Origin of the sequence: Paraburkholderia oxyphila NBRC 105797 (assembly GCF_000685075.1) — a bacterium.
GTDB classification, from domain to species: domain Bacteria; phylum Pseudomonadota; class Gammaproteobacteria; order Burkholderiales; family Burkholderiaceae; genus Paraburkholderia; species Paraburkholderia oxyphila.
In genome coordinates this window covers 65,660-82,086 of sequence record NZ_BAYD01000044.1, presented here as the reverse complement: position 1 = coordinate 82,086, position 16,427 = coordinate 65,660, and the positions used below count along the sequence as shown (strand labels likewise).

12 protein-coding genes and 1 pseudogene are annotated in these 16,427 nt (G+C 64.7%); 8 read left to right on the top strand and 5 right to left on the bottom strand.

What is annotated here, in order from left to right; genetic code table 11:
* The first annotated feature begins 127 nt into the window (after window positions 1–127).
* The gene (locus BO1_RS61790; protein ID WP_281179200.1) at window positions 128–256 is read left to right on the top strand and encodes a hypothetical protein; all 129 of its coding nucleotides are present in this window, start codon (window positions 128–130) and stop codon (window positions 254–256) included.
* A gap of 211 nt (window positions 257–467) precedes the next feature.
* Here BO1_RS61790 and fucP read toward each other — a convergent pair whose 3' ends face one another.
* Window positions 468–1,778, bottom strand: a complete 1,311-nt coding sequence (gene fucP, locus BO1_RS25440; RefSeq protein WP_043286453.1) for an L-fucose:H+ symporter permease — start codon at window positions 1,776–1,778, stop codon at window positions 468–470.
* A gap of 240 nt (window positions 1,779–2,018) precedes the next feature.
* Here fucP and BO1_RS52745 point away from each other — a divergent pair.
* Both BO1_RS52745 and BO1_RS25430 read left to right on the top strand, forming a co-directional pair.
* Window positions 2,019–3,023, top strand: a pseudogene (locus tag BO1_RS52745) (glucokinase); the annotation flags it as partial.
* 382 nt (window positions 3,024–3,405) lie between these two features.
* Window positions 3,406–4,080: an HAD family hydrolase gene (locus BO1_RS25430; protein ID WP_028219955.1), complete on the top strand. Its 675-nt coding sequence runs from the start codon at window positions 3,406–3,408 to the stop codon at window positions 4,078–4,080.
* 70 nt (window positions 4,081–4,150) lie between these two features.
* Here BO1_RS25430 and BO1_RS25425 read toward each other — a convergent pair whose 3' ends face one another.
* Window positions 4,151–6,655, bottom strand: coding sequence for a glycogen/starch/alpha-glucan phosphorylase (locus tag BO1_RS25425; RefSeq protein ID WP_028219953.1), 2,505 nt, complete (start codon window positions 6,653–6,655; stop codon window positions 4,151–4,153).
* Window positions 6,656–6,675: 20 nt separating this feature from the next.
* Entirely contained in the window at window positions 6,676–7,662 is a 987-nt protein-coding gene (locus BO1_RS52740; RefSeq protein WP_084688185.1) for a D-alanyl-D-alanine carboxypeptidase family protein, read from the bottom strand.
* A gap of 214 nt (window positions 7,663–7,876) precedes the next feature.
* On the opposite strand from BO1_RS52740, the gene BO1_RS25415 reads away from it, so the two are divergent.
* From BO1_RS25415 to aspA, 3 genes are all read left to right on the top strand, one after another.
* Entirely contained in the window at window positions 7,877–8,422 is a 546-nt protein-coding gene (locus BO1_RS25415) for a hypothetical protein (protein ID WP_028219952.1), read from the top strand.
* Window positions 8,423–8,755: 333 nt separating this feature from the next.
* Entirely contained in the window at window positions 8,756–9,970 is a 1,215-nt protein-coding gene (locus BO1_RS25410) for a tryptophan leader peptide (RefSeq protein ID WP_245643904.1), read from the top strand.
* An 87-nt stretch (window positions 9,971–10,057) separates the two neighbouring features.
* The gene (gene aspA / locus BO1_RS25405) at window positions 10,058–11,485 is read left to right on the top strand and encodes an aspartate ammonia-lyase (RefSeq protein ID WP_028219950.1); all 1,428 of its coding nucleotides are present in this window, start codon (window positions 10,058–10,060) and stop codon (window positions 11,483–11,485) included.
* Between the two features lie 28 nt (window positions 11,486–11,513).
* Here the strand turns inward: aspA and BO1_RS25400 are convergent, their stop codons facing one another.
* Window positions 11,514–11,894 carry a TraR/DksA family transcriptional regulator gene (locus BO1_RS25400; protein ID WP_028219949.1) on the bottom strand — a complete coding sequence of 127 codons (381 nt, stop codon included), beginning with the start codon at window positions 11,892–11,894 and terminating at the stop codon, window positions 11,514–11,516.
* A 305-nt stretch (window positions 11,895–12,199) separates the two neighbouring features.
* On the opposite strand from BO1_RS25400, the gene BO1_RS25395 reads away from it, so the two are divergent.
* Complete coding sequence (locus BO1_RS25395) at window positions 12,200–12,448, top strand: hypothetical protein (RefSeq protein ID WP_028219948.1); 249 nt, start codon at window positions 12,200–12,202, stop codon at window positions 12,446–12,448.
* Window positions 12,449–12,571: 123 nt separating this feature from the next.
* Window positions 12,572–15,253 carry an excinuclease ABC subunit UvrA gene (locus BO1_RS25385; RefSeq protein ID WP_028219947.1) on the top strand — a complete coding sequence of 894 codons (2,682 nt, stop codon included), beginning with the start codon at window positions 12,572–12,574 and terminating at the stop codon, window positions 15,251–15,253.
* Between the two features lie 29 nt (window positions 15,254–15,282).
* On the opposite strand, the gene BO1_RS25380 is transcribed toward BO1_RS25385, so the two are convergent.
* Window positions 15,283–16,419 carry a glycosyltransferase family 9 protein gene (locus tag BO1_RS25380; RefSeq protein WP_028219946.1) on the bottom strand — a complete coding sequence of 379 codons (1,137 nt, stop codon included), beginning with the start codon at window positions 16,417–16,419 and terminating at the stop codon, window positions 15,283–15,285.
* Between the last annotated feature and the right edge of the window lie 8 nt (window positions 16,420–16,427).

Here is a 16,427-nt window from a genome sequence, read left to right as displayed (position 1 = left end):
TATGCAAGAAAACCGACCGTATTGCCTGACGAATATGCGGTAGTACTGCAAAGTGAATACGTTGGAGTCCTACGAATACGCGTGCCCCCCGGTTTGGGTTATGTCCCACGGCGCGCAGCGCCGCCAGATGAATGGGATCGCCACGTCCAGCGCCGCGCCGCTGCGCATCACGCTGGCGCCGGAGCCGGTGATTCGCGGCTCGACCGCGGCGCCGCGCGCGCTCTCGCGCAAGGCCGCTCGGGTTCGCGCCGCCTGAGGGCGCCAGTTGAGCGATCTTGCCCCTGTTCGACGAATCCCTGGCGCGTGGGTGGGACGTACCATTCCTGTTGCGGGCGAGGTCCTCCTCGCGCGGGATGCCGTTGCTCGTGAGGGTTTAATTGAACCCTTGATCGCCACCTGCGGCCCACTCGCGCGGGGAGCGGCTTGAGCACGCCGCGCGTTCCGCTCACCTGAGGGCCTCCTGACGCTCACCGGGCCGCAAAATCGGCGTAGTGACCTTTCAGCCCGAACCAGGCGATATACAGGTAGCACACGACCGGCACGCAGAACGAAAGCTGTATGCCGATGTGGTCAGCCATGAAGCCCTGGATGAGCGGGACGATCGCACCACCCACGATCGCCATGCACAGGATCCCCGAGCCTTCACCCGTATGCTTGCCCAGCCCGTCGATCGCGAGCGTGAAGATCGTCGGGAACATGATCGAATTGAACAGGCCAATCGCGAGCACGGCCCACATCGCCATCGCGCCCGATGCCAGCATGGCGATCACGAGCAGCGCGCCGACCACGACCGCGTTGAAGGCCAGCAAATAGCCGGGGCGTATCCGGCTCAGCAATGCCGAGCCGACGAAGCGCCCCACCATCGCTCCGCCCCAGTAGAGCGACAGATATCGGGCAGCCATTTCCTCACGCAGGCCAGCAATCTGCGGCTGTCCCATGAAGTTCACAAGGAAGCTGCCGATACTGACCTCGGCACCCACGTACAGGAAGATGCCGAGCGCGCCCAGCACCAGGTGCCGATACCCCCAGACGTTCGTGTGGGCACGATAGACGCCATGGGCCTCGGACACCTCAGCCGGCGCTTCGGGCTCGGCGATCTTCGGCAGTTTCACCATCGCGATCGCGAAAGCCAGCACGTAGAACACCACAGCAAGCGCGATATAGGGGGCTTGCACGGCGCTGGCCTGCGAGAGCCCATAGGACGCCAGTTCCGCGGGTTTCAGCCTCTGCAATTCCTCGGATGTCTTGATGGCCACCGAGAGAATCAGCGCCGAGCCGAAAAACGGCGCGAGAGCCGTGCCCAGCGAATTGAAGGCCTGGGTCAGGTTGAGGCGGCTCGATGCCAGTTCAGGCGCCCCGAGGATCGCGACATAGGGATTGGCCGCCACTTGCAGCAGCGTGATGCCCGAGGCGAGCACGAACAGCGCGCCCAGAAAGAACGGATACGACACGTGTTCCGCGGCCGGGTAGAACAGCAGGCAGCCGGTTCCCGCCGTGGACAGGCCGAGGATGATGCCCGCCTTGTATCCCAGCCGTTCGACCAGGAAACCCGCGGGGAACGACATGATCAGGTAGGCGCCGAAGAAGCAGAACTGAATCAACATCGACTGCACATAACTGAGCGTAAAGACGGCGCGCAGATGCGGAATCAGGATGTCGTTGAGCGAAGTAATGAAACCCCACATGAAAAACAGTGAGGTCAGAATAACCAGCGGGGTCTTGTAGCTGCGCGCCATTGCCGGGCGGCGGCTGCCAGCGCGCGCGCTGCTTGAAATCATGTCGGCCACAGTCTTGTCTCCTGGGGGGCGAATGGTCGGGTGAGCGGCATCGCTCAGCTTTTCTTCGCCTCGGTCCTGTTCATGGCGCTCGACTGTAGTTAAACTACATCACAGTGTCAATCTTATTTTTCCTTTCACTACGCACCCATCAAGGCTGCGCGGCACCTGCCGCCTCGAAGAAGGGGATTGAACGGGACAACGCCATCTCATGGCTGGCGAACGACGAAGGAGTGAGACTCGATGTCTACTGATGCACCTGACAATCCCGCCCCTGGCGCGGGCCCGCACGCCGACGGACCACGGCTGCTCGCCGACATCGGCGGAACCAATGCACGCTTCGCGCTGGAGACGGGCCCGGGCGAGATCGGCCAGGTGCGCGTGTATCCGTGCGCCGGCTATCCGGGCGTCGCCCAGGTCCTCCAGCAGTACCTTCAGGACACAAAGGTCGTCCGCGTGAACCACGCGGCCATCGCCATCGCGAACCCCGTCGACGGCGACCAGGTGCGCATGACCAATCACGACTGGACCTTTTCGATCGAGGCCACGCGCCGCGCCCTCGGCTTCGACACGCTGCGGGTCGTGAACGACTTCACCGCGCTCGCCATGGCGCTGCCGGGCCTGACCGACACGCAGCGCACCCAGGTGGGCGGCGGCCAGCGCCGCCAGAACAGCGTGATCGGCCTGCTCGGGCCGGGCACGGGCCTCGGCGTCTCGGGCCTGATTCCCTCAGGCGACCGCTGGATCGCGCTCGCCAGCGAAGGCGGCCACGCGAGCTTCTCGCCGCAAGACGAGCGCGAGGACATCGTGCTGCAGTTCGCGCGCAAAAAGTGGCCGCACGTGTCGTTCGAACGCGTGTGCGCGGGCCCCGGCATCGAGCTGATCTATCGCGCGCTCGCCGCGCGCGACGAGAAAAAGCTGGCCGCGACCATCGACCCGGCCGAAATCGTCAAGCGCGCGCACGACGGCGAGGCGCTCGCGGCAGAAACCGTCGAATGCTTCTGCGGCATGCTCGGCAGCTTCGCGGGCAACCTCGCGGTGACGCTCATCGCGCAGGGCGGCATTTATCTCGGCGGCGGGGTCGTACCGAAACTCGGCGAGCTATTCATGCGCTCGTCGTTCCGCCAGCGCTTCGAGGCCAAGGGCCGCTTCGACGCCTGGCTCGCGAACGTGCCCACCTATGTCATCACCGCCGAATACCCGGCATTTCTCGGCGTGTCGGCGATCCTCGCCGAGCACCTGGCGAGCGCCCCAGAACGTGGCGCCGGCAACGACTGACGCCTTCAAGCGCGCGTTGTCCCGTTCGCCAGGGACACGTCGAGGAAACGATGCAAAATCGCAAGCACGCTCAAAAGGCCATGCTGCTCCCCTTGCCGATCGTCTACGTCAGGGATGCATCGCTCGCCGCCCATCTGGCTTTCGCGATGCGCCGCGCGGGCCAGGGAAACCGGCATCAGCTCGGTTTGCCGTCGTCGCTATCTGCAATGCTCCGCCAAACTCGACCGTTTGCTCCGCGTCGACATACCCGACAAGTTGCGCGGCAAGGCAGATTTCCGTCGTAATTGACCACATGGCGCGCCACCGTGCGGCTATAGTGGCAGCTGACTCAAGCACTTCGGATTCTTTGAATATGTTCTCTGCGGCAATCTTCGACATGGACGGGTTACTGATCGATTCGGAGCGAACGATCATGAACACGTGGATCGCCGTCGCGCAAGAAATTGGGGTACAGATCCGCCCTGTCGACTATGCCGAGATCATCGGCAGGTCGCTGCCTGAGTGCCACGCGATGCTAGCCACGATGATCGGCGCCGAGCCGCTCTTTCAGGAAGCGCTTGTGCGCGTTCGGGAGCGCTTGCACTCTCCAACGAATCCACCGGTGTACCCACTGAAGACGGGCGTCCATGGCCTGCTGAGCGCGCTGGCCAATGCCGGCATCCCCTGCGCGGTAGCGTCGTCATCGGGCGGGCAGGAGATTCGGGCGCGGCTTGCACGCGTTGGCGTGCTCGACTTCTTCGATGCGATTGCAGGGGGCGATGAAGTCGCCCGTGGCAAGCCCGATCCGGCCGTCTATGAGCTGGCGGCTTCGCGTCTGCGCAAATCGCCGGGCGATTGCCTGGCGTTTGAAGATAGTGAGAACGGCGTGCTTGCCGCACATCGCGCGGGGATACGCGTCGTAACGGTGCCCGACCTGAAGCCGCCGACGCAAGAGGTCATCGGCGTGAGCATGACGATGCTTCAGAGTCTCGATCAGGCGATGGCGTGCGTGCCCACGTGGTTCGGCATAGAAGCGCTTCCCGCGTGAAGGCATCAAGCGGCGAGCGCTCGCTTGCCGCCCAGCGAGCATCGCTGCGGCAGTGTCGCTAGCCGCGTCGCTATGCGGTTTCGCGATCAAGGCCAATGCTGACGGGAGCGATGTTCCAGATCCGTTCGCAGTATTCGCCAATCGCGCGATCCGACGAGAACTTCCCCGAGCGCGCCGTGTTGAGAATCGACATGCGCGTCCAGCGCGCCGCGTCTTTCCAGGCCTCGCTCACGCGCTCCTGACACGCCACATAGTCGGCGTAATCGGCGAGCACGAGGAAGGGATCGGCGTGCAGCAGGTTCTCGACGAGCGGACGAAACACCTGCGAGTCGCCGCGCGAGAAGTGCCCGCCGACAATCAGGTCCAACACCTCGCGCAGTTCCGCATTGCCTTCGACATAATGCGCGGGCCGATAGCCTTCGCGTTTGATGCGTTCCACCTGTTGTGCGGTCAGGCCGAACAGAAAAAAATTTTCGTCACCCACTTCTTCGCGGATCTCGACATTGGCGCCATCCAGCGTGCCGATCGTGAGCGCGCCGTTCATCATGAATTTCATGTTGCCGGTGCCGGACGCTTCCTTGCCGGCCGTTGAAATCTGCTCGGAGAGATCCGCGGCGGGATAGATGAATTGCGCGTTCTTGACATTGAAGTCGGGATAGAACACGACCTTGAGCCTGCCCTCGGTGACGGGATCGTTGTTCACGACCTCGGCGATGCCCGTGATCAGCCGGATCATCAGTTTCGCCATGGCGTAGCCTGGTGCCGCCTTTCCGCCGAAGATAAAACAGCGCGGCGCGCTGCCCTGCTCGAGATTGCGGCGCAGACGCTGGTAAAGCGTGATGATATAAAGCGCGTTCAGATGCTGTCGCTTGTACTCGTGAATACGCTTGACCTGAATATCGAACAGCGTGTCGGGATCCACGATGACATTCGTGACGTGGCGGATGCGCTCCGCCAGCACCGCTTTGTTCGCACGCTTGACCGCACGCCACTGTTCCAGAAACGCCGGATCGCCGGCATGCGCCTCGAGCTTCCGCAGCCGCGTGAGGTCGGTGACCCAGCCCTCGCCCACCGTTTCGTCAAGCAGCCGGGCAAGGCCCGGATTGCCGAGCAGAATAAAGCGGCGCGGCGTGACGCCGTTCGTGACGTTGTGGAAACGTTCGGGCCACATCTGCGCGAAGTCGCGCAGCACGGTCTGCGTGAGGAGCGCGGAATGCAGCGCGGCCACACCGTTCACCGCGTGGCAGCCGACGGTCGACAAATGGGCCATGCGCACTTTCTTCTCGCCGTCCTCGTCGATGATCGACATGCGCGCCACACGCGCTTCGTCGCCGGGAAATGTCTGCCGCACCTCGTCGATAAAGCGGCGGTTGATCTCGTAGATGATCTCGAGCGGACGCGGCAGCAACCGGCTAAAAAGCGGCAGCCCCCACGTCTCCAGCGCTTCAGGCAGGAGCGTATGGTTCGTATACGCGAGCGTGCGGCGCGTGATGTCCCATGCCTCGTCCCAGGGGAGCAGCCGCTCGTCCACGAGCAGGCGCATCAGTTCCGCAACGGCGATGGCCGGATGCGTATCGTTCAATTGCGCGGTGAACATGTCGGCGAAACGCGCAACGGGTTCGCCCTTGAGATCGAGCAGACGCAGCATGTCCTGCAGCGAGCACGAGACGAAGAAGTACTGCTGTGCGAGGCGCAAGCGCTTGCCGGCTTCGGGCTCGTCATTCGGATACAAGACCTTGGACAGCGTTTCGGAGATCACCTTTTCCTGCACGGCCTGGTAATAGTCGCCAGCATTGAAGTCCTGCAGGTCGAAGGACTCGATCGCCTCGCTCTTCCACAGGCGCAGCGTGTTGCAGGTATTGACCCGAAAGCCGGGCATGGGCGTATCGCACGCCACGCCCTTGACCATGCGCGCGGGCAGCCAGCGCACGCGAAGGCGGCCTTGCTCGTCGTGCCACATTTCGGTACGCCCGCCGAACGAGACGTAGTAGTTCACGTTCGGGCGCACGATCTCCCAGGGATTGCCGTTTTGCAGCCAGAGGTCGGTGACTTCGACCTGCCAGCCATCGCGGATGACCTGATTGAAGATGCCGAACTCATAGCGAATGCCGTAGCCCACGGACGGAATTTCGAGCGTCGCGAGCGAATCCAGATAACAGGCCGCGAGCCTGCCGAGGCCGCCATTTCCGAGCCCCGGCTCTTCCTCGAGCGCGAGAAGTTCGTCGAGATCCTGGCCGAGCGCGCGCATGGCGGCGCGCGCGTTGTCCTCGATCCCGAGATTGATGAGATTGTTGCCCAGTTGCGGTCCGATCAGGAACTCGGCGGAGAGATAGCACGCCACGCGCAAATCGCGTGCTGCATAGGTCTGGATCGTCGCGGCCCAGCGCGCCAGCATGCGGTCACGCACGCTATAGGCCAGCGCCATGTACCAGTCTTGCGGCGTCGCAATGCCCGGCGTGCGGGCCTGCAGGCAGACCAGATTGTCGAGCACGCCGCGCCGCAGCGCGTCGATGCTCAGGCCGCTACGCGCGGGCTCGGCGCCAGGGTTCGCGCCGGGTGTCGGGGTAGTGGTCACAATGCCTCCCCAGGTTCAGCTCAGGCGGCAACAGGCGTATGGTGTTCCCGCTTGCCGGCATGGTGCTTGACGGTCTGCCGGTGCACGCTGGCTGCCGAGCCTGTCCGGTATGAGGCGAGCCGCACCTTGACGCGATGCGAATGCGCGAGCAACGCATGGTGATGATGCAGCCGGGTGCTGGCGTAATAGTGCGGCGGCGCGACAACCGGTGTTTCGTCGCCGTTCAACCAGCGCCGTATCGTGACGAGATCGGTCGAGCGCCCCCACGATGTTTGCGAGCCGAGCAGCGCAATCATCACCTGCCCGTTCGGCATGTAGGCATCGACTACGATGCAGCGCCCCGCCTCGCGAATATAGCCAGTCTTGGCGACCAGCACGTCCCAATCGGCTGAGCGCACTATCGGGTCGGTGTTGTGATAGAACCTCGTCCTCGTGCCGATCTCCTCTTCGTAGCGCGGCAGCGTCGTGTATTCGCTGATCAAGGGATAGTGCGACGCGGCCGCCACCATCTTCACGACGTCGCGTGCGCTCGAGCGATCGTCCGGCGAGAGGCCGGTCGGATCGTCGAAATGCGTATCGGCCATATGCAGCGCGCGCGCCTTTTGGTTCATCTTCTCGACGAACGCCGGCTGGCCGCCCGGAAACGCACGCGAGAGCGCGGACGCCGCGCGGTTCTCGGACGCCATCAGCGCCAGGCGCAGCATCTCGCCCCGTTCGAGCGACGCGCCGATCGGGATGCGCGAGCCCGAGTGCTTGAGCCGATCGATGTCGTCATCGTCGACGCTCACCGTGTCTCCCAACGACTGGCCGCTGTCCAGCACGATCATCGCCGTCATCAGCTTGGTGAGCGAGGCGATCGGCTGGACGTCGTCGGCGTTCTTTTCCAGCAGGACCTGGCCGCGCCCGACGTCGTAGACAATTGCGCTGTGTGAATAGAGGAATGGCGGATCGGCCCACGCGACGAACGGCGCAGAGGCGAGCACTAGCGCGCTGACGAGATTTTTCATGGCGTTTACACCGTGGGACAGCGATCAGACGACGGCCGGTCAAGCGTGCAGGATTGTCCCCAACACCTAAACTGTAGTTGCTCGTTGCAGGAATGAGTGTGCGAAAGAGGACGGAATTTTTCGTCCCTGGTAGCTATGCCATCCTGGACGCATTGCGCTGGGCGACGGCTAATCGACGGCGGGCGCGGCGGCAATGGAGCCAGGAGACAGACCAATGCCAGGACGAATCGCATGGGGACGCGCGCTGCTGCGCCTTTGGGCCGTGGCTACACTGTTTTGGATCGTCGGCACGCTATGGGTCGTGGTGCCTCACTATTTCACCGCCCCGCTAACGCCCAGCGCGATTGAGATTCAACGGGCCGTCCAGAACCAGCTCGACTGTCTCGGTCATGACGATGCCGGGAGCGCGGTCGAGTCGCCGCCTCCAGGGAAGTGCGCCGCCAGTCCGCCTGGGCAAGACTCGCGCCTCGATATCGCCATCCAGACCGCCAGCGACGGCTCGCTGACGTTGAGCCTCGGAGATGGCGAGCGGATTGAAGGGGTGCCGCGCAACGTCAGCGCGAGGGAAGTCGCGGACCAGCTTCACTGGCAGTTTGCCGAGGACGATCTCAAGACCTCGTATGCACCCATCGGTCGCGATGCAGCGTTCGTGCTGGCGCCACCGTTCGCCGTGCTCTTTCCGGGGCTTGCGGCCGCGTGGGTGCTGCGCAGATTCTTGCGACACAAACAGGGCAATGCGGGCGTGGGTAAATACTCATAGCGCAATCGCCTGCGTCGGTTGCGCGTCGAGCCACGCCGCGGCCGTCGCACAGCCAGGTCACGAATTCGAAGCTGTAGCACAACCCTTGCCGCGCAGAAGGCAGCGGGCTATCGGTTCTGCCATTCCATTGGGGACACAGCGGGCAACGAAGGACATCACCGGTTTACGCCCTCGGCGGAGTGTGCAAGTATCCCTCGCAGCGCGTTGCACCAATACGCTTGCTCTCTTGCGAGGTAGAGAATGGACTGGAGGTTCTGGAAAACAGAGAAGCGCCCCGAGGAGGCGCGCAACTGGCCCACCGATACGCACGAGTCGTTACGGCAACTGCTGGGCATGTACCAGGGCGCGGGAACCCCGCCGTTCGCGCGCTGGGCCGCGCCCGGCATTGCGTTCGCGCCCGAGGTCGAAGCGACCGCCCAAAACGGGGTCAAGGGCTACCAGCTCGCCCTGTGGTTCTGGCTGTTTGCCGAGAAGCACGGCACCATCGCGGCGAGGATGACACGCGAAAGTTTTTGCCTGCTTGCCGATGCGGCGCAGCCGTCGTCAGGGGACGCCATTGATGAGCTCCTCGACTTCGAGAACCGCCTCGCGCATTCCGTCGAGGCCATTTCCGGCGAGCAGCGCACGTTCAGGCAGGAAGGCCTGTCCGTGGAACTCCCGATGGAATTCTTTCTGGCCACCGGCGCCCTCAGGCTGAGGCCCGACTCGCCTTATGCGGGGAATGCGGACGTCCCCCTGCAAGGCAATGACTACAAGCTGGCAGACTGCTTTCGCCATGCCACGGAGGAAGCGCTAGCGGTTTTCCGGCCGATGATAGAGGCGGTCGAATTCGACGCGAAATCGCTGCCCAACTGGAAATGGAGCAGCCGTCCGGGCGCGGCTGAACGGCATCTGCAACGCCGCCACAGCAATCCGCTCTTTCCGCTGCACCGGCAGATGGTGACGGCCCACGACGTTCATGAAGCGCGTCTTGCCGACAACCAGGCGCTTCAGGATATTCGCAACGAACTCAATGAAGTCAGCCGCGCGTTCTTCGAGAAGCCGGCGCTGCCGTTGAACTGGCAGCCGTACCTCGAAAACTATCTGGACCATCTCGACAGACTCGATGAGCGTCGCCTCGTGGCGGCCGGGCAGAACGCGTCGCTCGGCGACGCGATAGCGGCGTTGCGTGCGGACGTCCTCGCGACGTGGCGCGCTGAGATTCAGAAGAACCGGCACAGCCTCGCCACGCTCGATCAGGACGAAGCGCGCAAAGCCCAGCGGCGTGCACTGCTGTTCGGATGCGACTGGACCGCACAATTGTTGAGCCACGGCTCCCTGATACCACCGGAGGAAGTGGTGCCCGCTCTGCTGAGCGAGTCTCCGGCTGAATTGGAGAAGGCGGTGACCGGCCTGCAGGCAGAGCCCCGCTTGCATGAGACGCTGGCTCACTGCAGGGCGGTTGCACACCGGCTCGTGAGCGAGCTTCGCGCGGCGGGTCACAACTTTCCCGATATGACCGACAAGCTCCGGATCCTGGACGGCACGCCGGGACAGCCGCCGGCCTGATCGTGGCCTGATCGTGATAGCCGATACGTTCTTTGCATTGCCCGTGGCATCGGCAATACCGGAACCCACAACACGAGGAGCGTAGCCATGCAAGCTGGACACTTCAGAAGCGAGCACGACCTGTTGGGCGATCGCAAAGTCCCCGCCGATGCCTACTACGGCGTACACACGCTACGCGCGATCGAGAATTTCCCGATCACCGGCACGCCGATCTCCATTTACCCGGAGTTGATCAAGGCACTCGCCGCCATCAAGCAAGCGGCCGCACTCGCCAACCATGAGCTCGGTCTGCTCGACAAACCGCGCTGTGATGCGATCGTGGCGGCCTGCCAGGAGCTGATGGCGGGCAAGCTCCACGAGCAGTTCGTCGTCGACGTGATTCAGGGCGGCGCCGGCACCTCGACCAACATGAATGCCAACGAGGTGATCGCCAATCGCGCGCTCGAGTTGCTTGGCCACCAGAAGGGCGAGTATCAGCACCTGCACCCCAACGAGCACGTCAACATCGGCCAGAGCACCAACGACGTCTATCCGAGCGCACTGAAGATCGCCACATGGTTCGGGATCGCCGGCCTCGTGGATGCCATGGCGGTCTTGCGCCGCGCCTTCGAGGCGAAGGCCGACGAGTTCGCCGACATCATCAAGATGGGCCGCACGCAGTTGCAGGACGCCGTGCCCATGACGCTCGGCCAGGAGTTCAGCACCTATGCGGTGATGCTCGGAGAGGACGAGCAGCGCCTGCGTGAAGCCGCGCTGCTGATTTGCGAGATCAACCTCGGCGCGACCGCTATCGGCACCGGCATCACGGCGCATCCGTCCTATGCGCCGGTGGTGCTGCGGCGCCTGCGCGACATCACCGGTATTGCGCTGGAGACCGCGCCCAACCTGTTCGAGGCTACGCAAGATTGTGGCGCATTCGTGCAACTCTCCGGCGTGCTCAAGCGCGTGGCGGTGAAGCTCTCCAAGACCTGCAACGACCTGCGTCTGCTAGCGAGCGGCCCGCGCGCCGGGCTTGGCGAGATCAACCTGCCGCCGATGCAAGCCGGCTCGAGCATCATGCCCGGCAAGGTGAACCCGGTGATCCCCGAGGTGATGAACCAGATTGCCTTCGAAGTGATTGGCAACGACGTCACCGTCAGCTTCGCGGCCGAAGCCGGGCAGCTTCAGCTCAACGCGTTCGAGCCGATCATCGCACACAGCCTGTTCAAGAGCGTCAGCCACCTGCGCAACGGCTGCCTGACGCTGGCCGAACGCTGCGTCAAAGGCATCACGGCCAATGCGGACAAACTGCGCGCCACCGTGGAGAATTCGATCGGCGTGGTGACGGCGCTCAATCCGTACATTGGCTACGCGAACGCGACGGCCGTCGCGCAGGAAGCGCACGCCACCGGCGGCAGCGTCTATGAGATCGTGTTGCGCAAGGGGTTGCTGTCGAAGGAGCAGCTCGACCGGATCCTGCGGCCCGAGACGCTCACGCAGCCGGCGCCGCTGGACGTCCTCGTGAAGCCGCAGTGAGTGGGCAGGCCTGCAGGATGGCCGCGCCTCAACGATGCGCTTCGCGCGCCGCCTGCTCCTGCACGGTCAAAATCGCCTCAGGCACGGCCTCGAGCCGTTCGACGGGGATCGGGTCACCGCTTTCGTCGGAGTAGCCGTAAGTCCCTTCGGCGATCTTCTCGAGCGCGCGCTGAATGTCGGCGATACGCTGGTCGTTCGTATTGCGCAGCGCTTGGTTGGCAACGTCCTGCTCCAGTCTCTGCCCCTCGTCTTCATACTCGTGCGCCTCTTCGCCGTGCTCTTCCTCGAACGTGCGCTCGTTCGCCATGGTGCCCTCCTCGCCGCCCAGCAACGCGCGCTGCAACGCCTCGAGACGATCACGCTGCTTCGCAATGAAGGCTTCGCCCAGACCCGCACTCTGATCAGACATCATGTTCCTCCATCCGGTTACATCGACATTGGGACTGCCCGACACTGGCGAGCCAGCCACTTGAAGCGCGCAGAGAGACTCGCCGTCATCGTCATCACTGCAATAGCTGCATCAATCATGCCTGGCCGCCGCGGCCGGGCCTGGACCGATAGTTAATATCGGACGATTCGTGCTGGCATGTGCATTGCCATTGCCTATCTTAAACTGACACAGCGCTTCGAGCGAAACGTGCATCGTGGCAAGCAGCGGCGGCAGGCAACGCCCCTGCCGCGCTCCCGCAAACTCCGTACATGAGGTCCATCGCCATGTCTCCCAGCACAACGTACCGCCGCTTCCAGATCGCCACGACGCTCACGCCGCTTCCGAACAACCGTGGGCTCGCGACGGTCACCATCACCACCACGGACGCCGCGCGCATCGCCGACCTCGGCACCGACCGCTTCCTGCACGTGGAGCGCTGGGTGGAATCGCTCGACCCGGATGCGCTACAGGTCGTCGTGGACGAATGCAAAGTCGCGGTCGATCATTACGCCGACAACGTAGACGACAGTTGAGTGCGTGAGCGAGCCGCGCTCCGTCACGCTCGATGCGCTCGTGCCCTTGCAGACGAGCGCGTCCTGTACGATCTGTCTGGCACTCGCGCGGGATCAGCGCGATCAAGAACTGCAGGGAAAATAATGCCAGGAAAGTCTTCCGGTGAGTCCTCACGTACCGCTGCGGCCAGCGGCTTCGTGGAAGTGCGCGGTGCGCGCGAGCATAACCTCAAGGACGTGGACGTCTCCATCCCGCGCGACGCGCTGGTGGTGTTCTCAGGGGTCTCAGGCTCCGGCAAGTCCTCGCTGGCCTTCGGCACCCTCTACGCCGAGGCGCAGCGGCGCTACTTCGAGTCGGTGGCGCCGTATGCGCGGCGCCTGATCGACCAGGTGGGCGTACCGGACGTGGATGCCATCGACGGCCTGCCACCGGCGGTGGCGCTGCAACAGCAACGCGGCGCCAGCAATGCGCGCTCGTCGGTCGGCAGCGTGACGACGCTCTCCAGCCTCGTGCGCATGATGTACTCGCGCGCGGGCGCGTATCCGGCGAACCAGCCGATGCTCTATGCCGAGGACTTCTCGCCCAACACGCCGCAGGGCGCGTGCGCGACCTGTCATGGCCTGGGCCGCGTGTATGAGGTGACCGAAGCCACCATGGTGCCGGACCCGTCGCTGAGCATCCGCGAGCGCGCCATCGCCGCCTGGCCGCCGGCCTGGCATGGGCAGAACCTGCGCGACATTCTCGTGACCCTGGGCTATGACGTCGACCGGCCGTGGAAGGACCTGCCGAAGAAAGACCGCGACTGGATTCTGTTCACCGAGGAAACACCCACGGCGCCCGTCTACGCGGGCCTCTCGCCCGCTGAAACCCGCCTCGCCCTCAAGCGCAAGCTGGAGCCGAGCTACATGGGCACCTTCACCGGAGCGCGGCGCTATGTGCTGCATACCTTCGCCAACACGCAAAGCGCATTGATGCGAAAGCGCGTGTCGCGCTTCATGGAAGGCAGGCTATGCCCCACCTGCCATGGCAAGCGGCTCAAGCCCGAGGCGCTCTCGGTGACCTTCGCCGGCATGGACATTGGCGAATTCATGCAGATGCCGCTGGACCGCCTGGCCAGCCTGCTCGAACCCATCGCTCAAGGCGATTTCCGCGCGCATGCCGCCGGCGCCGGCACCGACAAGCAGGCGACCCAGCGCGACCGCGCCGAGCGCGCCGCATCGGGCCGCGCCACGCATGCGATCACACCGGACGTGCGGCGCACTTCCGCGCTATCGGAGGAAAAGCGCCTGGCCGCACAACGCCTCGCCGAGGGCGTGGTGGCGCGCCTGCGCCAATTGCGGGCGCTGGGCCTCGGCTATCTGACGCTGGATCGCGCCACGCCAACGCTCTCGGCCGGTGAGCTTCAGCGGCTGCGGCTGGCCACGCAATTGAGTTCGATGCTATTCGGCGTCGTGTACGTGCTCGACGAGCCCTCGGCGGGCCTGCATCCTTCGGATAGCCATGCCCTGTACGACGCGCTCGACAAGCTGCGCGACGCGGGCAACTCAGTGTTCGTCGTGGAGCACGACCTCGATCTGATGCGCCGCGCGCAATGGCTGGTCGACGTGGGACCGGAAGCCGGCGAGCGCGGTGGCCGCGTGCTCTATAGTGGCAACCCCGCGGGCCTGCGCGAGATCGCCGAATCGCGCACGGCACGCTACCTGTTCGACGAGATTCCCGCGCCGCTCAACCGCAAACGCGAGCCCACGGGATGGCTGGAGCTGCAGGGAATTCATCGCCACAATCTGCACGGCGTGGACGCGCGCGTTCCGTTGGGCGTGTTGACTGCGGTCACGGGTATCTCGGGCTCCGGCAAGTCCAGCCTCTTCGCGCAAGCCCTGCCCGAGCTGGTGCTGCTGCATCTGGGCCACGAGCCCGAGGACGATGCGTCCGAAGCCACGAGCGAAGGTCCGGCCGTGATCGAAACCACGGGCGGCCACCTGGCCGGCGCTGTGGACGCGGTGCAGCGCGTGGTGCAGGTGGACCAGAAGCCGATCGGCCGTACCCCGCGCTCGAATCTGGCCACCTATACCGGCCTGTTCGATCACGTGCGCAAGCTCTTTGCCGCCACGCCCGATGCTCGCCGCCGCCGCTTCGACGCGGGCCGGTTTTCGTTCAACGTGCCCAAGGGGCGCTGCGAAACCTGCGAGGGCGAAGGGTTCGTGAGCGTGGAGCTGCTGTTCATGCCGAGCGTGTATGCGCCCTGCCCAACTTGCCACGGTGCGCGCTACAACGAAGCCACCCTGAAGGTGCTCTGGAACGGGCGCAATATCGCGGAGGTGCTCCAGATGACCGTGGACGAAGCCCGCGAGTTTTTCACCAACGAGGACGTGGTAGCGCGCCCGCTGCAATTGCTGCGGGAGATCGGGCTCGGCTACCTGCGCCTGGGGCAGCCGGCCACCGAGCTGTCCGGGGGCGAAGCGCAGCGCATCAAGCTGGCCACGGAGCTGCAGCGCAGCCAGCGCGGCCGCAATCTGTACGTGCTCGACGAGCCGACGACGGGACTGCATGCATCGGATGCCGACCGGCTGCTGGTGCAGTTGCAGCGTCTGGTCGATGCGGGCAATACGGTGGTGATGATCGAGCACGACATGCGCGCAGTGGCGCAAGCCGATTGGGTGATCGATGTGGGACCCGGCGCGGGCGACGCGGGTGGCCGCGTGGTGGCGACCGGCACGCCGCATCAGGTGGCGCGGGCGTCGGGCAGCCGAACCGCGCCTTTTCTCGCGCAGGAGCTGGCGCGGGCGACCGGCACGTCAGCAGTCAAACACGACGCCTGTCAATAGCCAGCATATCCATGCGCCACGGCCACCCCTCATCGCGCTCGTGCGAGCGCCATGGCGCTTTGTAGCGCACGATAAACGGCATCCACTGAATGGGCGGTCATGCAATCCGCGTGACCGTCTCGCCAGGCGACGCAGGTCGCCGCGCTACGGCTGCAGCGGCGCACCCAGGACACTCGACGGCGGAACAGCGTCGTCTGATCGCGGCACGCCAGATTCGCCGCAGCGAGCGCAACGAACGGCGCATTCTGCCAGTAGCGGCCCGCGCCGTGAATGGCAGGGTTCCCCGGGCCAAACAGTGCGACAGTCGGCACGCCCACAAGACGGGCAAGATGCGCGATGCCGGTATCCGGGCACACGACCGCGTGCGCCCCGGCCAACAGGTGCCACATCCCGGCCAGGTCCAGGCGGCCCGCCAGATTCAGGTGGGTTGAGCCGGGCGCGGCCTCCGCAACCAGCGCGGTCTCGCCTTGCCCGCCGCTCCAGACGATCGTATAGCCCTGCGCCTCGATTCGCTGAGCAAGCTCGCGCCAGCGCTGCGCCGGCCAGCGCTTGACTGCGCTGCTTGCGCCGGGATGCAGCACGACGTACCGCCGCTCGCGTAAACCGGTGGGCAATGGTGTGCTCACCGGTGGCGTCGGCCAGTCGTCAAGACGGTATGGCCGCGGCGCCGCGCCTTCCACAAGCCCCGCCGCGAGCTCTGCCCACGCGGCGGGTGCATCCGGATAAGCAATGGGCTCGTCGACCGGCCAGTTCTTCCATGCCGGCCTGTCACCGCCGTGCGCCACAATCCAGCGGCACCCTGCAGCAAGTGCGAGCCAGCTGTAACGGTTGTCGCCCGCGACGATGCCCAGATCATACGGCCCCGAATCGGTCAGCCGCTGGATGGACGCCTTGTCGCGCGGATCGAATGCGAGCGCGGTCACACCGAGCGGGCGACCCGCGTAGAGCGGCGCAATCCCCTTTGGACAGGCGAGCACGATCTGCGCAGACGGATACTGCCGGCGCGTTTTCGCAATCAACGCGGTCAGCAGCAGCGCGTCGCCGAGCAACAGTTGATGCGCGATGAGAATGCGCGCCGGCTGCGCAGGTTTGCGCCGCAGCGCCTTGAAGACGAGCTTCGGCAACGCGCGCGTGAAGACGATGATCCTGCCGTGAAGTCTGCCCATGCGGCGAT